25 protein-coding genes and 1 pseudogene are annotated in these 24,831 nt (G+C 38.6%); 6 read left to right on the top strand and 20 right to left on the bottom strand.

What is annotated here, in order from left to right; genetic code table 11:
• The first annotated feature begins 28 nt into the window (after positions 1-28).
• Entirely contained in the window at positions 29-1,624 is a 1,596-nt protein-coding gene (locus AC6I5B_RS15800; protein ID WP_412364165.1) for an AAA family ATPase, read from the top strand.
• A complete protein-coding gene (mcrC, locus tag AC6I5B_RS15805) occupies positions 1,621-2,649 on the top strand; it encodes a 5-methylcytosine-specific restriction endonuclease system specificity protein McrC (RefSeq protein WP_004613457.1) in 1,029 nt (342 codons plus the stop codon). The genes AC6I5B_RS15800 and mcrC overlap by 4 nt, the downstream gene beginning before the upstream one ends.
• A gap of 142 nt (positions 2,650-2,791) precedes the next feature.
• Here mcrC and AC6I5B_RS15810 read toward each other — a convergent pair whose 3' ends face one another.
• From AC6I5B_RS15810 to tig, 11 genes and pseudogenes are all read right to left on the bottom strand, one after another.
• A complete protein-coding gene (locus AC6I5B_RS15810) occupies positions 2,792-3,022 on the bottom strand; it encodes a hypothetical protein (protein ID WP_004613455.1) in 231 nt (76 codons plus the stop codon).
• 1 nt (position 3,023) lies between these two features.
• A complete protein-coding gene (locus tag AC6I5B_RS15815; protein ID WP_004613454.1) occupies positions 3,024-3,527 on the bottom strand; it encodes a DUF3990 domain-containing protein in 504 nt (167 codons plus the stop codon).
• A complete protein-coding gene (locus tag AC6I5B_RS15820; protein WP_004221472.1) occupies positions 3,524-3,742 on the bottom strand; it encodes a DUF3791 domain-containing protein in 219 nt (72 codons plus the stop codon). Before AC6I5B_RS15820 ends, AC6I5B_RS15815 begins: the two co-directional genes overlap by 4 nt.
• 106 nt (positions 3,743-3,848) lie before the next feature.
• On the bottom strand, positions 3,849-5,528 hold the full coding sequence (locus AC6I5B_RS15825; protein WP_235837175.1) for an SWIM zinc finger family protein: 1,680 nt from the start codon (positions 5,526-5,528) through the stop codon (positions 3,849-3,851).
• A gap of 42 nt (positions 5,529-5,570) precedes the next feature.
• Positions 5,571-5,999 (bottom strand): hypothetical protein, encoded by a 429-nt coding sequence (locus AC6I5B_RS15830; protein WP_022250213.1) that lies wholly within the window; start codon positions 5,997-5,999, stop codon positions 5,571-5,573.
• Entirely contained in the window at positions 5,989-6,432 is a 444-nt protein-coding gene (locus tag AC6I5B_RS15835) for a DUF4869 domain-containing protein (protein WP_004613450.1), read from the bottom strand. Before AC6I5B_RS15835 ends, AC6I5B_RS15830 begins: the two co-directional genes overlap by 11 nt.
• Positions 6,429-6,797: a hypothetical protein gene (locus tag AC6I5B_RS15840; protein ID WP_412364168.1), complete on the bottom strand. Its 369-nt coding sequence runs from the start codon at positions 6,795-6,797 to the stop codon at positions 6,429-6,431. Before AC6I5B_RS15840 ends, AC6I5B_RS15835 begins: the two co-directional genes overlap by 4 nt.
• Before the next feature lie 28 nt (positions 6,798-6,825).
• Positions 6,826-7,134, bottom strand: a complete 309-nt coding sequence (locus AC6I5B_RS15845) for a hypothetical protein (protein WP_412364169.1) — start codon at positions 7,132-7,134, stop codon at positions 6,826-6,828.
• A 157-nt stretch (positions 7,135-7,291) separates the two neighbouring features.
• A pseudogene (locus AC6I5B_RS15850) lies at positions 7,292-7,420 on the bottom strand (sporulation transcriptional regulator SpoIIID); the annotation flags it as partial.
• Between the two features lie 148 nt (positions 7,421-7,568).
• On the bottom strand, positions 7,569-7,949 hold the full coding sequence (gloA2, locus tag AC6I5B_RS15855) for an SMU1112c/YaeR family gloxylase I-like metalloprotein (protein ID WP_044987542.1): 381 nt from the start codon (positions 7,947-7,949) through the stop codon (positions 7,569-7,571).
• 222 nt (positions 7,950-8,171) lie between these two features.
• Positions 8,172-9,212 (bottom strand): trigger factor, encoded by a 1,041-nt coding sequence (gene tig, locus AC6I5B_RS15860; RefSeq protein ID WP_004613446.1) that lies wholly within the window; start codon positions 9,210-9,212, stop codon positions 8,172-8,174.
• 245 nt (positions 9,213-9,457) lie between these two features.
• On the opposite strand from tig, the gene AC6I5B_RS15865 reads away from it, so the two are divergent.
• Positions 9,458-9,898, top strand: a complete 441-nt coding sequence (locus tag AC6I5B_RS15865) for a hypothetical protein (RefSeq protein ID WP_004613445.1) — start codon at positions 9,458-9,460, stop codon at positions 9,896-9,898.
• Positions 9,899-9,929: 31 nt separating this feature from the next.
• Here the strand turns inward: AC6I5B_RS15865 and AC6I5B_RS15870 are convergent, their stop codons facing one another.
• The 4 genes from AC6I5B_RS15870 to AC6I5B_RS15885 form a co-directional block, all read right to left on the bottom strand.
• Positions 9,930-10,403: a YwiB family protein gene (locus AC6I5B_RS15870; protein ID WP_004613444.1), complete on the bottom strand. Its 474-nt coding sequence runs from the start codon at positions 10,401-10,403 to the stop codon at positions 9,930-9,932.
• 8 nt (positions 10,404-10,411) lie between these two features.
• The gene (murI, locus tag AC6I5B_RS15875) at positions 10,412-11,239 is read right to left on the bottom strand and encodes a glutamate racemase (RefSeq protein ID WP_004613443.1); all 828 of its coding nucleotides are present in this window, start codon (positions 11,237-11,239) and stop codon (positions 10,412-10,414) included.
• A gap of 118 nt (positions 11,240-11,357) precedes the next feature.
• A complete protein-coding gene (pfkA, locus tag AC6I5B_RS15880; RefSeq protein ID WP_022250226.1) occupies positions 11,358-12,332 on the bottom strand; it encodes a 6-phosphofructokinase in 975 nt (324 codons plus the stop codon).
• A gap of 72 nt (positions 12,333-12,404) precedes the next feature.
• On the bottom strand, positions 12,405-15,875 hold the full coding sequence (locus AC6I5B_RS15885; protein WP_004613441.1) for a DNA polymerase III subunit alpha: 3,471 nt from the start codon (positions 15,873-15,875) through the stop codon (positions 12,405-12,407).
• Positions 15,876-16,136: 261 nt separating this feature from the next.
• Here AC6I5B_RS15885 and AC6I5B_RS15890 point away from each other — a divergent pair, with 261 nt between their 5' ends.
• From AC6I5B_RS15890 to AC6I5B_RS15900, 3 genes are all read left to right on the top strand, one after another.
• Positions 16,137-16,880 carry a hypothetical protein gene (locus AC6I5B_RS15890; protein WP_004613440.1) on the top strand — a complete coding sequence of 248 codons (744 nt, stop codon included), beginning with the start codon at positions 16,137-16,139 and terminating at the stop codon, positions 16,878-16,880.
• A gap of 29 nt (positions 16,881-16,909) precedes the next feature.
• Complete coding sequence (locus tag AC6I5B_RS15895) at positions 16,910-20,143, top strand: discoidin domain-containing protein (RefSeq protein ID WP_497773447.1); 3,234 nt, start codon at positions 16,910-16,912, stop codon at positions 20,141-20,143.
• A gap of 120 nt (positions 20,144-20,263) precedes the next feature.
• The gene (locus AC6I5B_RS15900) at positions 20,264-21,124 is read left to right on the top strand and encodes an AraC family transcriptional regulator (RefSeq protein WP_022250228.1); all 861 of its coding nucleotides are present in this window, start codon (positions 20,264-20,266) and stop codon (positions 21,122-21,124) included.
• Positions 21,125-21,162: 38 nt separating this feature from the next.
• Here AC6I5B_RS15900 and AC6I5B_RS15905 read toward each other — a convergent pair whose 3' ends face one another.
• Genes AC6I5B_RS15905 through spoIIR form a run of 5 tightly spaced genes read right to left on the bottom strand, consistent with a single transcriptional unit; the run spans position 21,163 to position 24,830 of the window.
• A complete protein-coding gene (locus AC6I5B_RS15905) occupies positions 21,163-21,399 on the bottom strand; it encodes a hypothetical protein (protein WP_004613436.1) in 237 nt (78 codons plus the stop codon).
• Between the two features lie 41 nt (positions 21,400-21,440).
• A complete protein-coding gene (locus tag AC6I5B_RS15910; protein ID WP_044987575.1) occupies positions 21,441-22,268 on the bottom strand; it encodes a CvfB family protein in 828 nt (275 codons plus the stop codon).
• A 3-nt stretch (positions 22,269-22,271) separates the two neighbouring features.
• The gene (locus AC6I5B_RS15915; RefSeq protein ID WP_071144494.1) at positions 22,272-22,985 is read right to left on the bottom strand and encodes an acyl-[acyl-carrier-protein] thioesterase; all 714 of its coding nucleotides are present in this window, start codon (positions 22,983-22,985) and stop codon (positions 22,272-22,274) included.
• On the bottom strand, positions 22,986-24,167 hold the full coding sequence (locus AC6I5B_RS15920) for a cation diffusion facilitator family transporter (protein ID WP_004613433.1): 1,182 nt from the start codon (positions 24,165-24,167) through the stop codon (positions 22,986-22,988). It lies immediately after the preceding gene.
• 27 nt (positions 24,168-24,194) lie between these two features.
• Positions 24,195-24,830 (bottom strand): stage II sporulation protein R, encoded by a 636-nt coding sequence (gene spoIIR / locus AC6I5B_RS15925; protein ID WP_004613432.1) that lies wholly within the window; start codon positions 24,828-24,830, stop codon positions 24,195-24,197.
• Position 24,831: the final 1 nt, after the last annotated feature.

A 24,831-nucleotide genomic window follows, 5' to 3' on the forward strand; every position in this document is an offset into this window, starting at 1 on the left:
TATCTCAGGAATCAATATGGTATGGCGAATGAAATATTATCAAATACTCTTTCCCACATTGTTTGCACCATTTTACGGACAAGATATTCAGCTGAGAGTATTACATTTTCTAAATCAAAAACCAAGCGATATTCCTTTCATTCGCATGGGACAAATTTCATTATATGTAAGAAAATGCAATGCTCCCGGAGTTGTTTTTGCCCATATTTATGGAAAGAATGTGGGATATACCAATGACTCTGATGATTCTGACACAAATACTCTTTCCGATAAAAAGCATAAAATTCACTACTGGATGTATACAATTTTTGACGATAATAGCTGGATTGAATGTCAGCAAAAAGAAATCATGGTTCTTGGTATGGATGACATCGGCGATTATTCCCAATACGCTTCTAAAGAAGCTCTTCGTCAAGAACTGATAAATGTGTATGACAGCAGTACTTCCCGAAAAAATCAGGCTTTGATGGCATGGAATTTTGCAAATAGCATATCAGTTAATGACGTGATTTATGCGAAACGTAGTAATACCCTTGTTGGTAAAGGTATTGTCACTGGAGATTATGTCTTTGATGATCTTCGTCAAGAATATAAAAGCATCCGCGCTGTAAAGTGGCTACAAGTTGGCGAATGGGAACATCCTGGTAATGCTGTTGCCAAACGCCTAACTGATATCACTCCATACACAGATTATATTGAAAAACTTACTGCCATCTTTGCTCTAGATGAATTGGATGATGTAGATACACAACCAGAAATCGACTATCCTATTTATTCTTCTACGGATTTCCTCACAGATGTGTATATGAATGAACAAGATTATAAAACACTGGTAAATGTCTTAAAAATGAAGAAAAACATTATTTTACAGGGTGCACCTGGAGTTGGAAAAACATTTACTGCCAAGCGACTTGCCTATTCCATTATCGGTGCAAAAAATCCAGACCGCGTTCAAATGATTCAGTTTCACCAGAGCTACTCATATGAAGATTTTATCGAAGGATACCGACCAACCGAAAATGGATTTACAATAAAAAAAGGCTCTTTTTACAAATTCTGCAAACTAGCTGAAGAAGATGATGAAAATGATTATTTTTTTATTATTGATGAAATCAATCGTGGTAATTTAAGTAAAATATTCGGCGAATTATTTATGTTAATCGAAAAAGACAAGCGTGGTATCGAACTACAGTTATTGTATTCTGATGAAAATTTTTCTGTACCTGCAAATGTGTATATCATTGGTATGATGAATACTGCTGATCGTAGTCTTGCCATGTTAGACTATGCTTTAAGACGACGTTTTTCATTTTTTACTATGAAACCAGGATTTAACACACTTGGTTTTCAAGCTTATCAGGATTCTTTAAAGAGTGATGCTTTTAACAAGTTAATTTCTTGTGTTAAACAACTCAATTCAAAAATAGCAGAAGACATTTCTCTAGGTGAAGGATTCTGTATTGGTCATAGCTATTTTTGTGGTTTAACTCCGGAAACAATCAACACCCAAACACTGGCATCCATTGTAGAATACGAATTGATTCCGCTTTTAAAAGAATATTGGTTTGATGAACCAGCCAAAATCATAGATTGGTCAGATCGGTTAAGGAGTGCTGTTAAATGATTCCTGTACAAAATATTTACTATATGCTATCCTACGCTTTCCAATCATTACAAGCACAGAATTACAAAAATCTTGCTACAGAAAAATTGCATAACACCGCTGAATTATGTGCAGCCATTCTTGATAAAGGCATTAGCATACAATTAAAACGTGGCTTAGGAAGAGATTATGTCCCAAAATCAGAATCGCTTTCTACACTCCAAGGAAAACTTAATATTTCCGAATCCATTAAAACTCAAGCTCTGCTGAAAAAACAAATAATTTGTACATACGATGAATTTTCAACTAATACACAATTTAACCAGATTATCAAATCTACAATGTTATTACTACTTAAAGCCAATATTACAAATACACGCAAAAAGAGTCTACGGAATCTGTTGTTATTTTTTTCTGATGTTAGTGAAATTGATTTACGTTTTGTAAACTGGAACCAGCATTATAATCGTTCCAACCAAAGTTATCAAATGCTAATCGGAATCTGTTATCTGGTTTATAACGGACTTCTGCAAACACAAACTGACGGTACCACGAAAATAATGGATTTTTTTGACGAACAACGTATGTGCCGTTTATATGAAAAATTTTTGCTTGAATATTATCGAAAAGAACATCCAAAACTATCTGCCAATGCATCACAGATTACATGGCAACTTGATGATTCCGAAAACCAATTGCTTCCTAAAATGCAAACCGATATCATGCTGTCTCAAGAGAACAATATACTTATTATCGATGCAAAATATTATTCACACATGACTCAGCGACAATACGGAACAAATACCTTGCATTCCAATAATCTCTATCAAATTTTTACATATGTGAAAAACAAGGAGTTCGAATTGAAAAACTGTGAACATACTGTCTCCGGAATGCTTCTTTATGCACAGACCGATGAAGATATTATTCCCAATAATACCTACCAAATGAGCGGAAACCAGATTTCTGTACGTACACTAAATTTAAATCAAGATTTTTCAAGAATTGCAGAATCACTGGATGATATAGTAAAAAATTATTTTTAGCATCTTAATAGCTGTCACTCTGATATAATCTCAAAGTGACAGCTAATCTTTTCTCTCTTTCCTTGGTTTCGTTCTTTCGCTTTTTTATCTCCTGTATATTATATCTCTCATTACGATAATATAAAGTCACATCTATAAAACCTTAGATTTCTGCTTGAACAATACGTCCAAAATTTATCTCATCTTTAAAAAGGTCATACACATATTCTGAACTTTCCATATATAAACCAGTTTCTTTATCCTGAAGTTTTTCAAAGACTTTTGAGTTATAAAACTTATTCATAGCCTCATCATATTCTATGTCCTGATCTGAAGAGAACATATCAACAATATCCTGAACTATATATTCAATCAACTGTTCTTGCTTACCCATATTAGTTTCCTACCTTTCGCAAAAGTTTTATACTTTTTTCTGTATGAAAAGAATACTGCGACGATGTCTGCTTATATATCATTCCTCTCAATAAAGTTTCAAAATCAATAATTTCATTTTCATACTGACGAAATAATAATGCCATATTATCATCCGCAACAGGTCCTATAACAATGTCATATTTATTGTCCTTATTACACAAAATATCTTTCACATTTGTAAATGTTCGATTTCTATTATTCATGACAAATTTTGCCCATTCTTCCGTTGTTTCTAAACCGAAATCCTTAACCTTGATATCCTCTATTTTTCTGAAATCATCTTGTATTTCAAAAGTATTGACAACGGGAGAACCACCATAAATCTTTGACACCCTTACAGCCATATTTTCTGCCTGCTCTTTTATGTCTGTCAAATAGAACCCTTTTCCAAAATCCTTATATGGTCTGCACATTGCCAAATTTATACTATCAATTACAATATTACTTCCGTGATATAATCTCATAACGCGCCTCCGTTTTTTCGGCACAATATTCCTAAGTCTTCTACTATTGTTCCAAAATCTAAAGTATGTTCAACTTCATAGTTTTCTTTTATAAACGCAATCCCTTTAAATTGAAAAAGGTAACGGAATGCTTCTTGTATGCTGAGATTATAATGTTGTGCAAATTCATTTATACACGCAACAGTAAAACCTATTTTCTTTTTCTTTTCGCTCATACAAACCCTCCTATTATTTTACAACTACTGAAAATACACTCACTTCTGCAATTCCCCATACTACCTATCTTCCTTAACAATTTTCCTTCACTTTATTTATCACACATCAAAATCCGGCTTTTCGAAGCTCATCCATCATAGCCGGTCTTCTTTTGTAATCTTGCTTCCAACACTCTGCAATATCACGTGCTATCTTTTTGCCATCCGGATATTTTGTAATCTTTTTTAGGTAGGATATTAAATACTTATATGACTTTCTATCTGATGTTCGAGTTGATTCCTTTTTCACATATTGCACATACATATCCCTGACTTCATTCGGTAAATGCTTTTTCAATACTTTTTCATATTGATCTAATACATGAACAGACTGGTTCTTTTGAATTTCCTGAAGCAATCTTTCAAATAATTCTTCTTCCACTAAAAATTCATATCGTATCCAATAAGAAGTTTTCCCCTGTAAAAATTTTTCTCTTTGCTCCTCCCATTCCGTTTCACTACACAGCTTTTTCAATTTGACAATGTATTCCAAATCACGCTGCATACATTCAAACACCTGATATTGCAGTTCCTGCACGTATTCGTTCTGCATATTTCTTTTTTCGTAAATTTGAATTAATTGCTGACTATATTCTGCTACCAATCCGGCTTTGTCCGCATCCAATTTTTTACTTTCCTTCAATACTGCAATGGCTTCTTCATACTTTTTATCAGATAAATATTCCTGTATTTCCATCTTCCGAATTTCAGAAAAATTCCTATATTTCTGCCGATATTCTTTTATTTCCTGCTTAGAATAACTCAATTCTTCCATCAAACATATCCTTGTAATTATGTTATTGACCATACCGTAATATGCGGAATACGAATCGCCACTATAGTTTTCTTTTTGAAACTTAACGATTTTTTCATCCAACATATGAAGTTTCTTCTGAAGTAGTTCTTCATCATGAAATTCATTCAGCAAAAAATCACTAATATAATCTTCCAAATAATCAATTACATAATTTTCCTGATGATCTTGAAACCATTGAAACATATTTTCTTTTTCTTTATCATTACATTCTTGCAGTATTGTTTGCCAATACTCGTAACAATTATCCGCTACAAATGATGTGCCTCCATCTGAATCATCTATATCTCGATTCCCAATCTCATAAAAGATACAATTTACTAATTCAAATGCTTCCATTCTATAATTTTTCTCCAATAACAGCGGAACATTTTCATCTAAAAGCGTATTCAATGCATCTGTATAATCCGTTGCATGATAATAATCTACAAACCCGCCTCTGTCAGAATAATGATAGCCGATATCATTTACCTGTTGTTTCAATCTGATCATATGACACGGTGTTATCGGCGCATACTTTGTCATGATCCTATTATATAGAAACTCATCCGAATTTGCCTGAGAAAATACGATTTCCTGTAATTCATCTATTGGAATTCCGGCAATAATCTCTTGCAATTCTTTATTTTGTTCCTGAACCTTTTGAAGATAATTTCCCGGTATTTTTGTATCTGGTTCTCCTTCTTCTATCTCATACAAAACCGCCGCCATATGTTTGCAATAATTTCCCTCTGCTGCATATGGGCATGTACATGTCATATCATAAACTCGATTATCCAGAATCTCTATCTCTACATCATAATTTTCTGTTCCTACTACTACTGCTGTATATCCTGTCAAATTCTGTTCCAAAGAAGTAACATAACCTTCTTCATAATAATTTAGTCCACGTTCCAATATATGTGTGCGAAACAAATCTTTCCATGATTTCATTTGCTTTATCCTCCAGTCATTCCTTCCTATCTGCTGTTCGAGTTATATATACGGCTCTATCGTAAACACCGTCTGCTCTCCGACCTTTTCACTTGCCAATTCAAATAGATTTTCTTTCGTTGCGAACAGATTCTTAGGATTTCTTCCGATAATCAGATACTGATTTTTATCATCTAACGAAATATGTTTCCTTGTATCGTCATCTAATAAAATATCTGCATTATCAATGACAACCAGTTTCCCCTCTGTCTGGCGGATTATTTCTTTTATATCTTTCTGATAATCATAATTATCCAAACACAAAATTTGAGGATTAACTGCCATACATTCTCTGATAAATGAAAATGTTGCTGTCTTTCCTGTTCCTGAATCTCCCATTAAGATTGTTATATTATTGGTAAATGTAAAGTCCACCACAAACGATGTATGCACTGTTGAAAAATGTTCCATTACAACCGGTTTACTCTTCATTTTCCCACCACTCCTTTAGTTCTTCGTAATCCTCGATCACTTTACATTCTCTACCAGTCCGAACCTTCACACGTTCCATATTAAAAGGAATCATTGCATATTCACTATATACATATCCCTCTTCGAAACCATATAATATTTCCAAAGCATTATTTCCACATTCTTTTAAACAAAACACCTTGTCCGGAAAATACAATACATTCAATACAGTTTTACATCCTGTCGAAAGCTGGTCGGTATTCAACGTAATATCTTCAAAACGTGATCGAATTTTATATTTGCTGATAAGTTCCGAAGCATCTATCAGTTGAATATACTTTGCCGCCTTATCATCCAGTCTCGTTGCCGTATTTTGATTAAAAAATATATCATTCAGTTCTATATATTCTTTATTCAGGGGTATATCCTTCTTGTTTTTAAAAATCGTTATCATGCCACTACCTCCAATCCAACTTTCGGAAACTGTAACTTCAATGAACTTCCATCATAGATCCGTTTCATTTTATCAAACACAGCCAGTCTGTTATGATCCAATCCGCAAATATCGTCTTCCTGCCGATTTCCCCATTCACAACATGACTTTATCCAACGTTCTCCAAGCGTTCCTTTTGATACTTCAAACCCGGTATTTCTTGTCAAATCGAATAGTAACTTCGCTGATAATTGCTCAATGTTATGTTCTTCAATATTTTTATCATATTCCACAATTTCACGAATCCCTTTATAGTCAAAATCATCATCCTGCAAGGTTTCTACCAGCTTATGTCTTGCCTCAATCATCCCGGCTCTTTTTTTCAAAAAATCATCTTCCGAAGCATAAATCCATTCAATTAATTCTGTAAATTCTAAGAGAATATACTCGAAGCAAATGATATCTAACAGCCAAACATTCTTTCGCGTATTTCTTCAAACGCTTCTGTTCCATTACAACCTGTAGATTATCAAAAGAATTATCAAAAACAATTATATATTTATTCTCTACATCCTGTAATGACTTTACTGCTTTCACTAACTCACTATTATTCTTTTTACTTTCAATTATTACATCCGGACAAAGTTGTTTCATGAGATTTTCCCAAAATGTATAGCTTGCTTTTCCTTTCCGATCCTCTATCCACAAAAAAGTTTTAGCCATGATTCTTCCACCTGCTTTCTATAGTCTATTTTAACCGATTTCCACCCATAGCACAATAAAATCACCAAAAAGAAAAAGACCGCATTTCTGCGACCTTTCTCTCCCCTATTTTCCTATCTTCACCTCACCACATACAAAATCTTCACACAACCGCCTATTTTGTTACATCTATATGTATGGTGCTCTTACTTACTCCAAATTTTTTTGCGGTCTGCCGCACTGTCGCCTGGTTCTCAATAATATAATATGCGATTTCTACTGCTCGCTCCTCGATATAATCTTTCATATACTTCCCCTGCAATTACTGTTGTTACAGTGTATGCAAAGGATTCTTTTGGTATGTCTTGATATTTCAGCCTTCCGGCTTCTGCACCTCTCTTTGTTCAAGTAAATTTTTTAACCGAACACTCTTGATTCACTAAAAGTCATTTTAATTATTCATGTAATTCAAGTGGCAAACCGTCTGGATCATGGAAAAATGTCATTCTTTTTTCTGTAAAAGGATCTTCTCGAATTGGTTCTGTTTCAATTCCTTTCTCGTGAAGTTCTTCAATGACTTTTTCCATATCTTCCACATAAAATGCAAGATGCCTAAGACCACATGCCTCCGGATAATTGACACGAGGCGGATTCCCTTTCCCTGAAAAAATCTCAAGTTCACATCCATCTAACTCTAGATCCAATTTATAATCTTCCCGCTCCGGTCGATAATTTTCTCTTATAACTCGAAATCCTAACTTTTCTACATAAAATTCTCTTGATTTTTTATAATCCGAAACAATAATTGCAACATGATGTATTTTTTTCAAATTCATTTTTAATCTCCCTTTCATATCTACAAGGTTTTCTCATTTTGTCATAAAAAGTTTTGTTGCCACCTGATGATTTTTGATACGCATCAAGTTATCCCAGACGTCTACCTCGCCAAGTGGATTTATGTTGTCACTTTCTAAACTTTATTTTAACTGATATCCATCAGTTACTCAAGAAAATGGCGAAAATCAAAAGGAATTGTGTCTCCACAATCCCTTCATTTTTTAAGAATCTTTTGAATCTTTTTCTACTAATTTACAATTGTCTACAAGCCAGTCTGTCACTTTATCCTGTAACAGTGCTCGTTTCACTTCTTTCTTTCCAACAGCATCTTCAAGCTCTGCGGAATCTGTATAACCATACTGTGTTGCGTATTCTTCCAAACCTTTTTTGTACTCTTCATCAGAAACTTTTAAATTTTCTTTCTCTGCAATCAAATCCACTGCATATTCCTGTTTGATAATGTTCTCTGCCATCACCTCAGAAGTAACACCAAATGCCTGCTCTAAGAATGTATCAACATCATCCATTCCATACATAGAAGCAATCGAACCGTACTGTGTTGTAATATTATCGATTGTCTCCTGCTTTTTGTCTTTTGGATATTTTTCAACTGTACACTGTTCCATCAAAGCATCCCATACGTTCTGCTGTTGCTCAGACTCTGCTGCCTGCTTATTGGAAGTCTCCAAATCTTCTTTTACTTCTTTTTTGTAATCTTCAATTGTCTTTGCGGATTCAGAAAGCTCTGCTACCAATTCATCTGTCAACTCCGGAACAATCACTTCTGAAATCTTGTCCAATGTAACGGTAAATACAACTGCCTGTCCAGCCAAGTCTTCACTTTTATAATCCTCTGGGAATGTCAGATTCAGATCAAATGTCTCTCCGATATTGTGTCCGACAATGCCATCTTCAAACCCGTCAATAAATGATCCTGAACCAAGCTCAAGCTGTTGATCCTGTGCTGTTCCTCCATCGAATGCAACGCCGTCTTTCTTTCCTTCATAATCGATAGTAACCACGTCACCCTCCTGTGCCGGGCGGTCTGTAATATCATTCTGTGTACTCTTTGTCTGAAGCGTAGAATTAATGCTGTCTTCCACATCTGTGTCCGTAACCTCTACCGGATCCACTTTTTCTACTTCCAATCCTTTATATTGTTTAATTGTAATCTTGTCGTTAGAAATTCCTTTATTCCCACATCCGGTCATTACTACCACTGTGCATATTCCAACCAATGCTGCTATAATTTTCTTTTTCATGACTCTCTCCTATTTGTTTGTTTTCAGTATCTTATTAAAGATAGCACATTTGCCATTTGTTGAAAAGACTTTCTATTACTATTTCACAAATTTTTCACACATTTTTCACTATAAATCGTAATTATCCTCTGTTTTTCTCCCTGTGCTCTTTACACTTTCACTTGCACTTCTTTCCAAACAATGATACAATATTATTTGTGTAAAAGCGGATTATTTACATAGAATTACATATTGGGAGGTTTGTCGTGAGTCCAATTACCATAACACTGCTCGTTATTTTAGTAGTTCTGATTATTGTTTTAGCCGTATTGTATTTCTTCGGAAAAAAAGCGGAGAAGAAACAGGCAGAACAGCAACAGCAGCTCGAAGCAGCCGCACAGAATGTGACTATGCTTGTCATTGACAAAAAGCGTATGAAACTAAAAGAAGCCGGTTTTCCAGCTGTTGTAATCGATAACACACCGAAGTATCTTCGCAGAGCAAAAGTTGCTGTCGTAAAAGCGAAGGTCGGTCCAAAAGTAATGACTTTAATGTGTGACGAAAAAGTATTTCCACTTATCCCTGTGAAAAAAGAAGTAAGAGCCGTTGTAAGCGGAATCTACATTACAGGTGTAAAGGGACTTAGAGGTCCTCTTGAGACTCCGGTCAAAAAGAAAAAAGGACTTTTTGCAAGATTTAAAAAATAGCATTTAAAAGGAACTGCATGCGCAGTTCCTTTTAAAATTTCATCTGTTCGTATATAGAAAACTCTTTTGACCCTTTCGGTTTTACATTGATTCGTATCGTGCATTCCGCAAGTGGTTCATAATTCACATCCAACGCATACTCCACCTTGATGTTAATGTTGTCTTCCTTTTCATCAATCTTAATATTTCTTGTAAAAATCCCAAGATTCAACTGGCCATACGGTGTCTCATAATAAGAGCGGTTCTTTCGCTTTGTATCAAAAATCATATGTGCATTGGAAACGCCTCGTTTGAGCACTTCAAGACTATCTTCTCCTTTTATTTTGATCTGAGTCTTCGTAACTCCCGGCACACCCTCTGATACCTCCTCAAATAAGAGATAGTGTTTCCCATTTTTAAAGAAGTAATTACCAGTACTAATCGTCTCAATTGGTTCATCATTATTCTCCATCTCATTTACGTCTACCTGTAATCCTGAAATATTTATCAGTACATCTTTTGTCATCTCATCACCTAATATTCTTCTATATTAATCTGTTGTGTCGTCTCAATATCATATGGGAGAATTGAGTTCGCAAATTGTTTGAACTTGTCCGCAGCATCGCTTACATAGAAGGAATATGTCGCATGCTCCCCTTCTTTTCCGGCGTTCTCCATACCGCTTTCTTTCAAAATATATTTTAAATCCATCGCAGTCTCATAGGCCGGATTCACAAGCTGAATCTTATCTCCCAGATACGCGCGGATTCTCGAACGAAGGAGCGGATAATGGGTGCACCCAAGAATTAGAGAATCTATATCGGACTCTTTCATCGACGCGAGATAATAATCAATGATCTCTTCCGTAACCTTATGCTTTGCAAATCCTTCCTCCACCAAAGGTACAAACAATGGGCAGGCTTTCCCAATAACGGAAACAGTCGGATCTAATCCTTTGATGATCTTTCCGTACATCGCACTCTGCACAGTCGCTTCCGTTCCGATCACCCCGATCTTTTTCGTCTGTGTAATCTGAAGCGCCGCTCTTGCTCCCGGCTCTACCACCCCGATAATTGGAATATCACTTTCCTCTCGAACGACATCCAAAGCCAGTGCACTCGCCGTATTGCATGCGATCACGATCGCCTTCACCCCTTTTGTCTTCAGGAAATGGATAATCTGTCTGGAATAGCGAATGATATTGTCTCTCGATTTACTTCCGTACGGCACACGTGCGGTATCCCCAAAATATACCAGATTCTCATTCGGAAGCTGACGCATGATTTCCCTTGCAACAGTAAGACCACCTACTCCGGAATCAAATACCCCTACTGGTGCTGCATTTTTATTATCTATACTCAAAACGATATTCTCCTTTTATACTATATCATCTTTTCATTTTACCCTCTCTTGTCATTCTTTTCAAGTGGAAAAAAAGAACCTTTGGAAATCCAAAAGTTCTTTTTGAAAATTTTTCTGATTAAAGTGCAAGATCTTTAGAAACTCGATATGCGTATTCCGGAATCTCTTTGTGCATCTGCAATGCTTCATTGATATCATAATCAACAAACTCGCCGTGCTGATAACCAACGACACGGTTTGTCTTTCCTTCTAACAATAAGTCAACAGCTTTTGCTCCCATGATAGATGCATATACTCTGTCTTTACATGTCGGGCTTCCTCCGCGCTGCATGTGTCCAAGAATTGTCGCTCTTGTCTCCATACCTGTTGCCTCTTCAATTCTCTTTGCCATATTCATGGAATCACCAATACCTTCTGCGTTGATAATGATATAGTGTTGTTTACCACGTTTTCTGTTTCCAATAATATCAGCGATAATCTTTTCTTCATCATAGTCATGTTCTTCCGGCATAAGGATGCGTTCTGCTCCATTCGCAATACCACACCATAATGCAAGATATCCTGCATCACGTCCCATAACCTCGATCACGCTGCATCTTTCATGTGAAGTTGATGTGTCACGTACTTTATCGATTGCTTCCATCGCTGTATTTACAGCTGTGTCAAAACCGATTGTGTATTCTGTACATGCAATATCCAAGTCAATTGTTCCCGGAATCCCGATTGTGTTGATTCCAAGATTTGACAATTTCTGCGCTCCGGCGAAAGAACCGTCTCCACCGATTACAACAAGACCCTGAATTCCATATTTTTTACAGATTGCTGCCGCTTTCTGCTGACCTTCCTCTGTGCGCATCTCTTTACATCTTGCTGTCTGCAGGATTGTACCACCTCTTTGGATAATATCAGATACGTCTCTTGCTGTCATATCGATGATCTCTTCCTGTAATAATCCGTGGTAACCACGTCTGATTCCTCTGACACGAATTCCTCTTCCTAAAGCTGTTCTTACAACTGCACGAATTGCAGCATTCATTCCCGGTGCATCACCGCCACTTGTTAAGATTCCGATTGTCTGAATTGTATCGTTCATTGTTAATCCTCCATCATTCCATGTATGTATTATTTGAATTGTTTTCATTTTTATACAATTCTATACCATTTTTCAAATGTTTTCAATGTATTTTTCTACTACTTTTATTCTTTTTTCGCCAAAATAATTTGTCATATTGCCGAGAATTTCTTTATCTACACGAATATTCCAGTTTGCTGGAAGCCTTTTGATCGCTTTTTCTTTCGCGCAATAAATGACAACACTGTCATTTCCTTCTGATGTCCGAAGCATCTCATAGACCTTTTTTTCCTCCGCAAGAAACGTCTCCTTGTCCGGAAACTGAATCCACAGTTCACATGTCGTATTTTCAAACGGGATAATCGCCTCGCAGATCAGTTTACTTGCACTTTCATCTTCCTCCGACACCCTTCCCTTTACAAATACTTTGTAATCTTCCTCCAGATACATCCGATTTTTCTCATAGTCTCGTGGAAATACAACCACTTCCACCGTTCCGACTAAGTCCTCAATCGTCAAAAATGCCATTGTCTTATTCGTCTTGGTATGCTTGATCGTCTTGTTGGTAATAATACCTCCAATGATTTCTTTTGCGCCTTCACGTACTTTGGTATGCCCGCTCTCCTCATCATACTGGAAATCCATTGTCGTGGCGCTGATATTTTTACGCCATTTTTCTTCATATTCCTGCATCGGATGTCCACTGATATAGATTCCAAGCACTTCTTTTTCGAATGCAAGCATCGTCTCTTTTTCGTATTCCCCCACATTCGGAAGTTGAATATCGAATTCTTTTTTCTGCTCCTCATCCACAATATCAAAAAGTGACATCTGCCCGGTCATCGAATATTTTCGCTCCTGATTCACCTGATCTAAAATCTTCACATAGATGACCATGAACTGCTTTCGTGTTCCATGAAGGCTGTCAAACGCCCCCGATTTGATAAAGCTTTCGATTGTCCGCTTATTCACTTCCTTGCCGGAGAGCCGTTCAATAAAATCTTTCAGATTCTTAAACAGACCGTTTTTCTCCCGCTCGGCGATGATTGCCTCGATCACAGGCTTTCCAATACTTTTGATTGCTGCAAGCCCATAGCGGATATTGCCATTGTCCACAGAGAACTTTCCTTCTCCTTTATTGATGTCCGGCGGAAGAATTTCTATTCCCATCTGCCGGCAGGAATAAATATATTCTGCCACTTTTCCCGGATTGTCAATAACCGACGTCATAAGCGCCGCCATAAATTCTACCGGATAGTAATATTTCAGATATGCAGTCTGATAAGCGACAACCGCATAGGCCGCCGCATGAGACTTGTTAAATGCATATTTTGCAAAATCAATCATCTCATCATAAATCTTATTTGCAACCTGTTCACTGATTCCGTTCGCAATACATCCCGGAACCCCTTCCGCCTCATTTCCATATACAAAGTTTTGGCGCTCTTTTTGCATCACATCGCCCTTTTTCTTGGACATCGCACGGCGCACCAAGTCGCTTCGTCCAAGTGTATACCCAGCCAGATCCCGCACAATCTGCATAACCTGCTCCTGATACACAATACATCCATACGTAGGTTCCAGAATCGGTTTCAGTTGTGGACAATCATAGGTGATCGCATTCACATCATTTTTCCCTTTGATATACTGTGGGATAAAATCCATCGGTCCCGGACGATACAACGAAATTCCCGCAATAATATCCTCCAGACTCTGCGGCTTTAATTCTTTCATAAAGCTTTTCATTCCTGCGCTTTCCAGCTGGAATATACCATCTGTCCTTCCTGTTCCGATGGAATCCAGTACCGCCTTATCGTCATAATCAATATGATCAATATCGATTGTCTTACCTGTGCTTTTTTCTGCCAGACGCACTGCATTCTGAATAACTGTCAATGTCCGCAGACCAAGGAAATCCATCTTCAGAAGTCCAAGTTCTTCCAACGTGGTCATCGTAAACTGTGTCGTCACAGAGCCGTCTGAGCCAAGCGACAGCGGGACATACTCATCCACTGATTTCTGGCTGATCACAACACCGGCGGCATGCATGGATGTATGCCGTGGCAGTCCTTCCAGACGCTTTGACATATCGATCAGATTCTTTACCTGCTCATCATTTTCATATAAATCGCGCAGTTCGCTGTTCATCGTCAGAGCTCGATCCAGCGTCATGTTGAGCTCAGTCGGTATCATCTTCGAGATACTGTCCACAAACGCATACGGCAGATTCATCACTCGTCCTACGTCACGGATCACACCGCGTGCCGCCATCGTACCGAATGTGACAATCTGTACCACACGGTCAGAACCGTATTTGCGCACAACATAATCGATAACCTCCTGCCTTCTCTCAAAACAGAAGTCAATATCGATATCAGGCATCGACACACGCTCCGGATTCAGAAATCGCTCAAATAAAAGCTGATATTTGATCGGATCGATATTGGTGATTCCAAGGCAGTAAGATACGATACTTCCCGCCGCAGAACCACGCCCCGGTCCCACCATAATGTCGTGGTCTCTTGCGTATTTGATGAAATCCCACACGATCAGGAAATAATCTACATACCCCATCGTCTTGATAACATTCAGCTCATACTCTAATCGTTCTCGAAGTTCCTTCTTTGGATTCTCATAGTTTTTCTCTAATCCCTCATAACAAAGCTTATTCAAATATTCCCACGACGTGTATCCATCCGGTACATCGTATTTCGGAAGCTTTGTCACTCCAAATTCAATCTCCACATGACAGCGGTCTGCAATCTTCTGCGTGTTCTCAATTGCCTGCAAAGCATATGGAAATAATGCTTTCATCTGCTCTTCTGATTTCACATAATACTGACCGCCCTCATAGCGCATTCGGTCTTCATCGGCAAGTTTCTTTCCCGTCTGAATACAGAGCAGGATATCGTGAGGCTTTTCATCTTCCGCATAGGTATAATGTACGTCGTTTGTCGCAACCAGTTCAATTCCTGTGTCCTGCGACAGACGCAAAAGCTGCTGATTAACATTCGCCTGTTCCTGCATACCATGATCCTGAAGTTCCAAAAAGAAATTCCCTTTCCCGAAAATCTTCTCGTAGCGGAACGCTGCCGCCTTCGCCTCCTCATACATACCTCTGTGAAGATTCTTCTGCACCTCTCCCGCAAGACATGCGCTCAGTGCGATAATTCCCTCATGGAACTCTTCCAAAAGTTCCATATCTACACGCGGCTTGTAATAATAGCCTTCCACAAATCCCCTCGACACAATTTTTGTCAGATTCTCATACCCTTTCTGATTCTCCGCAAGCAGCACGAGATGATAATATCGGTCTTCACTTGCCCCCGAACTTTTGTCAAATCGGGAACCCGGAGCCACATAAACCTCACATCCCAAAATCGGCTTGATTCCGGCCGCTTTCGCAGCACGATAGAAATCGATCACGCCAAACATCACCCCGTGGTCTGTGATCGCCGCACTGTTCATCCCAAGTTCTTTGACTCTGGCAACATATTCTTTTATCTTATTGGAACCGTCCAACAGACTGTATTCCGTATGGACGTGTAAATGTGCAAAACTCATACTATTTTTCCTCTTGATTCTTTTTCTACACTTTAGCTGTCTTTTATCATAACACAGTTTTATAGATTGAGACAAATATCTTTCTAAAATCAATCATAAATTTTATTTTGTTCCGAATTATATAAATTTTCTACAAAAGAGAATACATTTTAACAAGCACTTTATTTGTGAAAGTGTTATAATATCTTTAAAACATGCTTTGCTATTTATACAAAACAACTAACAGTATTTTGATTCATCATTTTAGGAGAGACATAATTTATGAATAAACGAAAAAAAATATTTTTTCTCATCGGAATAATTGCTATTGTTTCTTTGATTGCCGTGATCACATTCTGTGTCATTGCATTTCAGAAAAAGAATCAACTGCAGCTGACAATTGGCACTCATCAGATCAGTTCTGAAGAATATCTTGCATGTATGCAGTCTGTGATGTATGACACAAAGATGCAAATTCAACAACAATATGATGTAGACTACGACGATGATTTTTGGAAGAAAAAGTATGGTAAAAAATACGGATATGAGATTTTAGCTGAAAACACTTTAGAATCCTTAAAATATATCCACGCCGTCTACGATCTCGCCGTAGAAAACGGGTATGTAGATGACGGAAGCTACGAAGGATTAAAAAAACGGTTGGAGCAGGAAAACAACACCCGTAAAGAGAAACTTGCAAAAAATGATGTTATCTATGGTCTGAAAGAATACTCTTATGATCTGTACCTTCAATATGAGATGAGTTCCATCAAAGAACAATATTGTAATGATAAGACACGCGAAGGAATGGATCTGACAGAGGAGGAAATTGTTGAACACTATAATAGCCGGGATTGGATTTTTGGTGAGAATGCCGAGAAAGCGGATTTGGAGACTGCACGTGTCGCAGTCATACGAGAACTCCGCGAAGAAAAATACGACGCTATCATCGAAAAAAATGCTGAGAATTCACAGGTGTCTGGGAATATGGAGTCTATGAGCCAGTTCACCTTGAAGAATATATAAATTTCATGTAAGGAAGGAGTAATATTATTATGAAAAAGAAATGGATAAGTGCAGCACTTTCGCTCACACTTGCCAGCACAACTATCACAACGATGATGCCTGCCTACACAGTGCATGCAGAAAAAGAGACAACTCAAGGAACTACTTATTATGTAAGTTCTTCCAAAGGAGACGACAGCAACGACGGAACTTCTGAATCAAAACCGTTCAAAACGTTAGAGAAGATCAACAAGCTTACATTAAAGCCAGGTGATCAGGTTCTCTTGGAAAAAGGTTCTGTTTTTAACGATCAGTATCTTCACCTAAAAGGAAGCGGAAGTGCAGAAGCACCTATTAAAGTTTCTACATACGGAGAAGGTAACCGCCCACAGATTCTCACAAATGGTCAAGGATTATGGGAGTTAAATTACGGAAAGCACCTTGATAACACAAACCACAAATGGCACGGTACGGTGTCCTCTTCTATCTTATTAAAAGATGTTGAGTACATTGAGATCGAAGGTCTTGAAATCACAAATGATCGTGGAACAAAAAATGATCCTGAAGGTGATAAAGCCTATAATGATGCGGACTGTATGGACAGAACCGGTGTTGCCGGAGTCGCAAAAGACAAAGGAACATTAGACCATATCGTATTAGATGATTTATATATTCACGATGTTGACGGAAACGTATACAACAAACACATGACAAACGGTGGTATCTACTTTATCGTGGAAAAGCCTACCGATGAAAACAAAACAGGTATCGCAAAATACGATGATGTACAGATTAAAAATTGTCAGTTAGACACTGTCAACCGCTGGGGAATCGCTGTTGGTTATACATACAACTGGGATAAATTCCAGACAGCAGAACTCAGTGATGAAGTGATGGAAAAATACGGCGCTACTAACGTCGTTATTGAAAACAACTATTTAAATAATGTAGGTGGTGACGCAATCACAACTATGTATGCTGATGAGCCGTTGATTCAATACAATGTATCTGAAAATAGCTCCAAACAGATCAACAAAACGGATTACTCCAAACCACAGCCGGTTTTAGATAAAGTAACCGGAGAACCTACCGGACAATATCAGGGTGTTGGAGCAGGACGCGTTGCTGCCGGTATCTGGCCTTGGAAATGTAAAAATGCTGTATTCCAATACAACGAATGTTTCCGTACATTAAACGCTTCAAACGGTAACGGAGACGGACAACCTTGGGATGCTGACTACGGCGACGGCACAAATTATCAGTACAACTACAGCCACGGAAACACCGCAAGTACAATCATGTTCTGTGGTTATCAGTCAGTAAACAACACATTCCGCTACAATATTAGCCAGAATGAAGATATGGGACCTTTAGATCCTGCCGGAAATGCCGGAAATACTCAGGTTTACAACAACACATTCTATATCAAAGAAGGATTAAACAATATTTGGCATACTTCACATGGCAATGCCGGACCGATTAATCTTGAGAACAATATCTTCTACTTTGCAGGTGAGACTCCGGCAACTGTAGAAAACTGGAATCCAAACGGAAACAAGACATACAGCAACAACTTATTCTATAATGTAAGCACTTATCCAGAGGATGCCAACGCAGTAAAAGTAGATGCCGGAACAAAGGTTACAGAAAATGCCGGTTCAGGTCCAAGCACAGTCGCAGATGATAAACAGGCCAGACGCCACGAAGATCCATCTGCTGAGACAGTATTTGACGGTTACAAATTAGTTCAAAACTCACCGGCAATCAATGCAGGTAAGATTATTGTAGATAACAACGGCTACAAAGTAGAAAAAGACTTCTTCGGCAACAAAGTATCCGGTATTCCTGATATTGGTGCTCACGAGACCGGAACAGTTAGCTTGACAATATCATCTGACAGATTTGCAATTGATCAGGCTAAGAAAGAAATCACGATCGACACAGTCGATAAAGTGACTGCAAAAGATTTATTAGACAGCTTAATGACAGAAGACGGTGTTACTGTTGAACTGAAACGTGGTTCTTCCACATTGACAGGCGGTGTAAGACTTGCAAAAGGTGATACACTTACAGTATCTTGCAACGGCGAATCTGTAACATACACAGTAGTTACTGTGACAAGTGAAGTTACAAATGAAATTCCGGTAGCAGACATGACAGCAACTGCTGGTTCTGAAGAAACTGCTCAGGATAACAATGGTGTAAAAAATGTTCTGGACAATTATCTTGGAACAATTTGGCATACATCTTGGAATGGTTCAAATCCTGAAGATCGTTATGTCACAATCGAACTTGCTAATGACTATGAAGTAAGCGGATATGTGTACACACCACGTCAGGATGGAAGTGGCGACGGCGCTTCAAATGGTACAATTACAAAATATACCATCTACACAAGCAACGATAATGAGACATGGGAAGAAGCTGCTTCTGGTTCATGGGCTCAAGACAAAAAGGTAAAAACCGTTACATTTAAGGAACCTGTAAAAGCAAAATACATCAAACTTCTTGCTGTAGAATCTGTAAGAGACTTCGCTACAGCTGCTGAAATTCGTTTAACCGGTACAAGAGTGTACAACGATACAACTGCTCCTGTCGCTCCAACTGCGACAGCAACAGATGTGACAGATACAACTGCTAAAATCTCTTGGGTACCTGCTGAAGCTGATAAAGATATCGTAGAATATCAGTTGATGAATGGCGACAAAGAAATTGCAACATTTGATGCAACAGAGACTTCTTTCACAGTCGCTGATTTAAAAGCTGCAACAGAATATACACTTTCTGTATATGCACTAGATGAAGCCGGCAACAAATCAGATGCCGGAAACGTAACATTCACAACAAAAGCAACAGAAGAACACACACATACATGGGGTGAGTGGACGGTAACAAAAAAACCTACTTGTACAACACCTGGTGAAGAAAGCAGAACCTGCGAATGCGGCGAGACAGAGACAAGAGAAATCAAAGCTACCGGACATACTTGGGGCGATTGGGAAACAACAAAAGAACCAACAACAGATGCAGAAGGTTTGAAAGAAAGAGTTTGTAAATCATGTGATGCTCACGAAACACAGACAATTGCAAAACTTACTTCAAAACCGGTAACACCAACAACACCTGACAAAGACAAAGACAAAGATAAAGATAAAGATAAAAATAACAGCAAAGACAAACCGGTAAAAACCGGCGATGCTGATATGGCTGGTGCAACAACTGTAGCATGCATCCTCTCCGGAATTGCAGCAGTTGCAATTTTCAAAAAACGCAAAACGGTCTAATCACAAAATATTTTGAAAACACTTGATTTTTCAGGTGAAAAAGGGATATAATTTTTTCGGCGGTCATCTAGACCGCCGATTTTAATATTTCAATTACAGACCTCTGAAAGGACAACAGATATGAATCGGGACACAACTTACTTTTCTCTTTGCAAAAACTCAATTTCAGGTGCTGCCATTCAACACCGGAAAAATCATTATCACTTTTCAAAACATCTTCATACAAGTGTCGAAATCTATTTGATTAAATCCGGTACCTGTGTTATGACAATTGGCAATACCACGATTGAATGTAAACCTGATGATTTTATTATGATTCCGCCAAATGTCGTGCACTCTTTTTATTTAACAGATGAAAATGAATGCAGCTTTTATCATATTCACTTTTTCCCTGAATTTCTATCACATATCACCTTAGAAGAGGACTCATCTGTCAATTTGATGCACTCCTTAATTTTTTGCTGCGCTCCATTTCATCAGCAAAAAACAACGAAAGAACTAAAAGAGCTGATTCTCGCAATCATCCGATTATATAACACCAGTCAGGATTCTACGGTATCTGCCAACATCAATCTATATATTTTACAGCTGGTTCTGCTCATCATGCAGTCCTATAAGACATTATCAAAGGCGCAGTTTCCAGAAAAAATACAGGGGAACTATATTTCATTTACACTGAACTATATAGAACATCATTATATGGATAAAATTCTAATTCCGGATATCGCAAAGGAGCTGAATATCTCTACCCGATATCTCAGCAAGTTATTTTCGCAATATATGAATATTTCTCTCGGAAATTATATCAATGTATACCGCATCAACCGTGCCATTGAGTTGATGGATACGACTACTCTTACTTTTACCGAAATTTCCGGAATGATTGGGCTGAAAGATTCACAGCACTTTTCAAAATTATTTTATAACATCATTGGAACAACGCCCTCTCAATATAAAAAGTTTATCTTAAAACGCAAATAAGGATACCGCCTTCGCCGTATCCTCATTTTTAATATCTTTTATTCACCTTTCAGCATAAACTCTGTCAATCGTTCTATATCGTCCGGTTCATAAGCGACAATCTCCAGTTCCGGAATCTCACTGTTCGAGAAAATATTTGCGATTGAAACGTACTGTGAAAGCTTAGATTTCAAATTTAATCGATCTCCTTCACCTGTTACCAATTCTACTTTCCCGGAACATCTGTCCACCACTTCAAAAAACTTATCTATGTCCGTAATATTTTGCACCTTCATTATACACAACTCCTTTCGCCAGCTTTCGTAGACGCTATCCCCTATTTTCTGTACATGACAATTGCATGTTCCTTAATCTCAATCTTCTCTTCTTTCAGAAGCCGTCCTACTGCACGCTTAAATGCATTCTTACTCATCTGAAATTCTTGCTTAATCACTTCAGGGTCTGCCTTATCTGTAAACGGCAGTTTTCCACCGCGCCGTTCAATTTCTTTCAAAACACTCTCAGCATCTTTGTCCATCTGCATCGGAATCTTATCTCTGACACTCAGATCCAGCTTTCCGTCTTTCTTCACCGCCGTAACTCTCGCTTTTACTGTCTGTCCAATGCGAAGTCTTCCATATACCTCTTTTTTCGGAATCAAAGCGGAATACTGATTATCGACTGCGACAAACAATCCAAAGTTATCACTTGTGTCATAAATAATCCCTTCCACCATATCATCCTTCTGATACGGCGAATCTTTCTTCAACATATCATACACTTTCATCGTTGCGCAGAGACGCTCACTTTTATCAATATAAAGCGCCACAAGACATTGATCTCCCTTTGCCACTTTTACAGTCTGCTCTTTGAAAGGCAAAAACAGATCCTTTTCCAATCCCCAGTCTAAAAATGCTCCAAATTTTCCTGTATCTGCCACTTCAAGCACCGCCAGTTCTCCTAACTCTATCTTTGGCTCATGAGTCGTTGCTATCAGTCTGTCATCGGAATCCTTATACAAAAACACTTCCACAGGATCTCCTATCTCAACCCCTTCCGGAACCTGTCTTTTTGGCAGAAGCACACGATCCTCGTCACTGCCCAGATACACTCCAAACTCTACTTTTTTTACAATTGTCAGTACTTGTTTTTTCCCTAATCTCATCATTTATTTTTTCTCTCCTACAAATTCTACCACAGCGTATGGTCTTTCCTCCATATCGCAAAGTTCCACCACGGTACGGCTTGTTTCTTCGGCAATCTTCGGCAAAATAACATCTCCATAAACCGCTGATTTTTTATACTCTACTCGTACCTGTCTGATCCTCATGTCTTCCCGCAGCACTTCCATCGCCATCTGCACATATTGGCAATTATTTACATGATTGTTTGTATCAATATGATACTTGCGTACCGGGAACGTGTCAACCAAAATCGCTTTTTCCGACAGTTTTATTTTTCTCGGAGCATATTCCATCTCAAGCGCCGATTCCATCCCATATGCTTCCACCTCTTCCTTTCCCGGTTTTGTTGGTCTTCCGGCAGCGAGGTCCATGAACACCCAGATAGAATTGGCATATGCCAGCATTTCCCCTGATTTTGTCTTCATCGAAAAATTCCTCGTCGCATACAGTCCCTTAAAATCAGTTGCCCACGTGCCAGCCTCAATCGCCTCTCCAAGTTCCGGATAACGTTCCACAATAATCTGCCACGCGGAAAGTATCCAGGCTTTCTTCTTCTCTTTCAGATAGTCAATCCCATGTCCGATCTGCTCAGACTGTGCGCTGCTGCAATCTTGAAAATAATTGATGATTCCCGGAAGCGTTATTCTCTTGCTCGTATCACACTCACTGAATCTGATCTGTCCTTCTAACTTATACATCTATTTTTCCTCCGCTATGTAACTTGTCTCCGTCACAATGACGCAACGGTATCTTTGGTCAATCTCCCTTACCTTTTTTCGAAGTGTCCTGCAGATTTCCTTTTGCTTTTCTTTATCATACTGAAATGGAACGAGCATATCAAAGATCAAATTCACCTGCTCATCTCCATCCACCATACGAAAATCATGGATACTCACCTGCGGATCGATTGCTCTCACCGCCTCTTCCAATTTCCTTTTTGCATATAAAACACGCTCGTCTTTCATCTCAATCGGATCCATATGAATGACCAAAAACACACCAAGCTCTTTTGTAGCTTCCCTCTCAATACGGTCGATGATCTCATGAGAGACTTCGATATCCACATCATTTGCCACCTCGGCATGCAGCGAAGCCATACTTCTTCCCGGACCATAATTATGTACAATCAAATCATGTGTCCCAAGGATTCCTTCATGGGATTCCACAAATTTTGTTATCTCTTCATACACATCTTTTGGAACTGCCTGACCAAGCAATGGCTCCAACGTATCTTTTGCGATCCCTACTCCTGCCCACATAACAACAAGAGACACGCCGATTCCTACAATCCCATCAATATTCCAGCCCGAAAACTGAAATACCAGCAATGAGACAACCGTCGCAGATGTTGTGATCACATCGCCCATCGCATCCGCTGCCGTTGCAAGCATCACATTTGAATGAATCCTCGTTCCAAGCTTCTTATTGAACATCCCAAGCCAAAGCTTAATCCCGATGGACAACAATAAAACAATGACAGATACCAGATTAAATTCTATCTCCTGTGGATGTTTTATCTTTCCAACTGCATCTTTAAAAAAAGTAAACCCAACCTGCAACACCAAAAACGCGACAACCAAAGCCGCAATATACTCCATCCTTCCATGTCCGAACGGATGCTCCTTGTCTGCCGGCTTACTCGCAATCTTGACTCCGATAAAGCTGATGATCGATGAACCTGCATCAGATAAGTTGTTAAATGCATCTGCGATAACAGAGATACTATGTATCATCATCCCAATTGTTATCTTCATCAAAAACAATAAAACGTTGCAAAAGATGCCTACCATACTCGCCAGAATTCCATAGCCAGTACGCACAGACACCTTTTCTGTCTTTTCATAATCCTTCACAAAATGTTTTACTAAAAATTCAGTCATGAATTCCTCCAATCACAACTTTGCCTATCATTGAAAGAAGAACCATTTAATCTTGAATTTTGTGCCGGCGGTCACCATCTCATATTCTTCTTCATCCAGTACTTCTTTCAATTCTTCTTTTCCCTCTTCCGGCACAACCGCATTTACCGCATCGATAAAACAGAGATTCGGGTAAAGCACACACCACCAGTTCTGTCCTTTTGCCTCCCCGATCTCAATTCGGAGTGCTTCATATTCCCCCTGTGGGAATGTCACATCTCCGTATGTCTTATCCGGGAAATAGCAGGTCGTAACCTTTGCCTTTACCGGATAGTCATATCCGGCTTCTTCAATGGTCCGTGCAGCCACTTCTTCAATCTCATCCGTATGTGTTCTCGCCCACGCCTTCGTCGTCTCCACACCATCCGAATATGGCAGATCTTCTTTCATATATGCAATGATTTCTCCTTTTACTTTCATCTTCAGTTCTTGATCTTCCTCGCTGTCGCTATTTGCAAGCACATGGAAACGAAATACTTCTTTCGCCATCCTCTTTTGAACACTTGCAATCTTTGCCTGTGCAAGCATTCCCTTCTTCTCTGCGGTTACTCCTGTCACAAGAACTGCAAGCACAATCGCTGCCGCTGCACAAATCATCTTCTTTTTCTCATATATCCATCTCATA

Source organism: Faecalimonas nexilis, from assembly GCF_059731825.1.

Coding starts and splice junctions, on each gene's coding strand:
- AC6I5B_RS15800 (WP_412364165.1), top strand. CDS start 29: ATGAAATATTATCAAATACTCTTTCCCACATTGTTTGCACCATTTTAC.
- mcrC (WP_004613457.1), top strand. CDS start 1,621: ATGATTCCTGTACAAAATATTTACTATATGCTATCCTACGCTTTCCAA.
- AC6I5B_RS15810 (WP_004613455.1), bottom strand. CDS start 3,022: ATGGGTAAGCAAGAACAGTTGATTGAATATATAGTTCAGGATATTGTT.
- AC6I5B_RS15815 (WP_004613454.1), bottom strand. CDS start 3,527: ATGAGATTATATCACGGAAGTAATATTGTAATTGATAGTATAAATTTG.
- AC6I5B_RS15820 (WP_004221472.1), bottom strand. CDS start 3,742: ATGAGCGAAAAGAAAAAGAAAATAGGTTTTACTGTTGCGTGTATAAAT.
- AC6I5B_RS15825 (WP_235837175.1), bottom strand. CDS start 5,528: ATGAAATCATGGAAAGATTTGTTTCGCACACATATATTGGAACGTGGA.
- AC6I5B_RS15830 (WP_022250213.1), bottom strand. CDS start 5,999: ATGAAGAGTAAACCGGTTGTAATGGAACATTTTTCAACAGTGCATACA.
- AC6I5B_RS15835 (WP_004613450.1), bottom strand. CDS start 6,432: ATGATAACGATTTTTAAAAACAAGAAGGATATACCCCTGAATAAAGAA.
- AC6I5B_RS15845 (WP_412364169.1), bottom strand. CDS start 7,134: ATGGCTAAAACTTTTTTGTGGATAGAGGATCGGAAAGGAAAAGCAAGC.
- gloA2 (WP_044987542.1), bottom strand. CDS start 7,949: ATGAATTTGAAAAAAATACATCATGTTGCAATTATTGTTTCGGATTAT.
- tig (WP_004613446.1), bottom strand. CDS start 9,212: ATGAAAAAGAAAATTATAGCAGCATTGGTTGGAATATGCACAGTGGTA.
- AC6I5B_RS15870 (WP_004613444.1), bottom strand. CDS start 10,403: ATGACAAAAGATGTACTGATAAATATTTCAGGATTACAGGTAGACGTA.
- pfkA (WP_022250226.1), bottom strand. CDS start 12,332: ATGAACGATACAATTCAGACAATCGGAATCTTAACAAGTGGCGGTGAT.
- AC6I5B_RS15885 (WP_004613441.1), bottom strand. CDS start 15,875: ATGAGTTTTGCACATTTACACGTCCATACGGAATACAGTCTGTTGGAC.
- AC6I5B_RS15890 (WP_004613440.1), top strand. CDS start 16,137: ATGAATAAACGAAAAAAAATATTTTTTCTCATCGGAATAATTGCTATT.
- AC6I5B_RS15895 (WP_497773447.1), top strand. CDS start 16,910: ATGAAAAAGAAATGGATAAGTGCAGCACTTTCGCTCACACTTGCCAGC.
- AC6I5B_RS15900 (WP_022250228.1), top strand. CDS start 20,264: ATGAATCGGGACACAACTTACTTTTCTCTTTGCAAAAACTCAATTTCA.
- AC6I5B_RS15905 (WP_004613436.1), bottom strand. CDS start 21,399: ATGAAGGTGCAAAATATTACGGACATAGATAAGTTTTTTGAAGTGGTG.
- AC6I5B_RS15910 (WP_044987575.1), bottom strand. CDS start 22,268: ATGAGATTAGGGAAAAAACAAGTACTGACAATTGTAAAAAAAGTAGAG.
- AC6I5B_RS15915 (WP_071144494.1), bottom strand. CDS start 22,985: ATGTATAAGTTAGAAGGACAGATCAGATTCAGTGAGTGTGATACGAGC.
- AC6I5B_RS15920 (WP_004613433.1), bottom strand. CDS start 24,167: ATGACTGAATTTTTAGTAAAACATTTTGTGAAGGATTATGAAAAGACA.
- spoIIR (WP_004613432.1), bottom strand. CDS start 24,830: ATGAGATGGATATATGAGAAAAAGAAGATGATTTGTGCAGCGGCAGCG.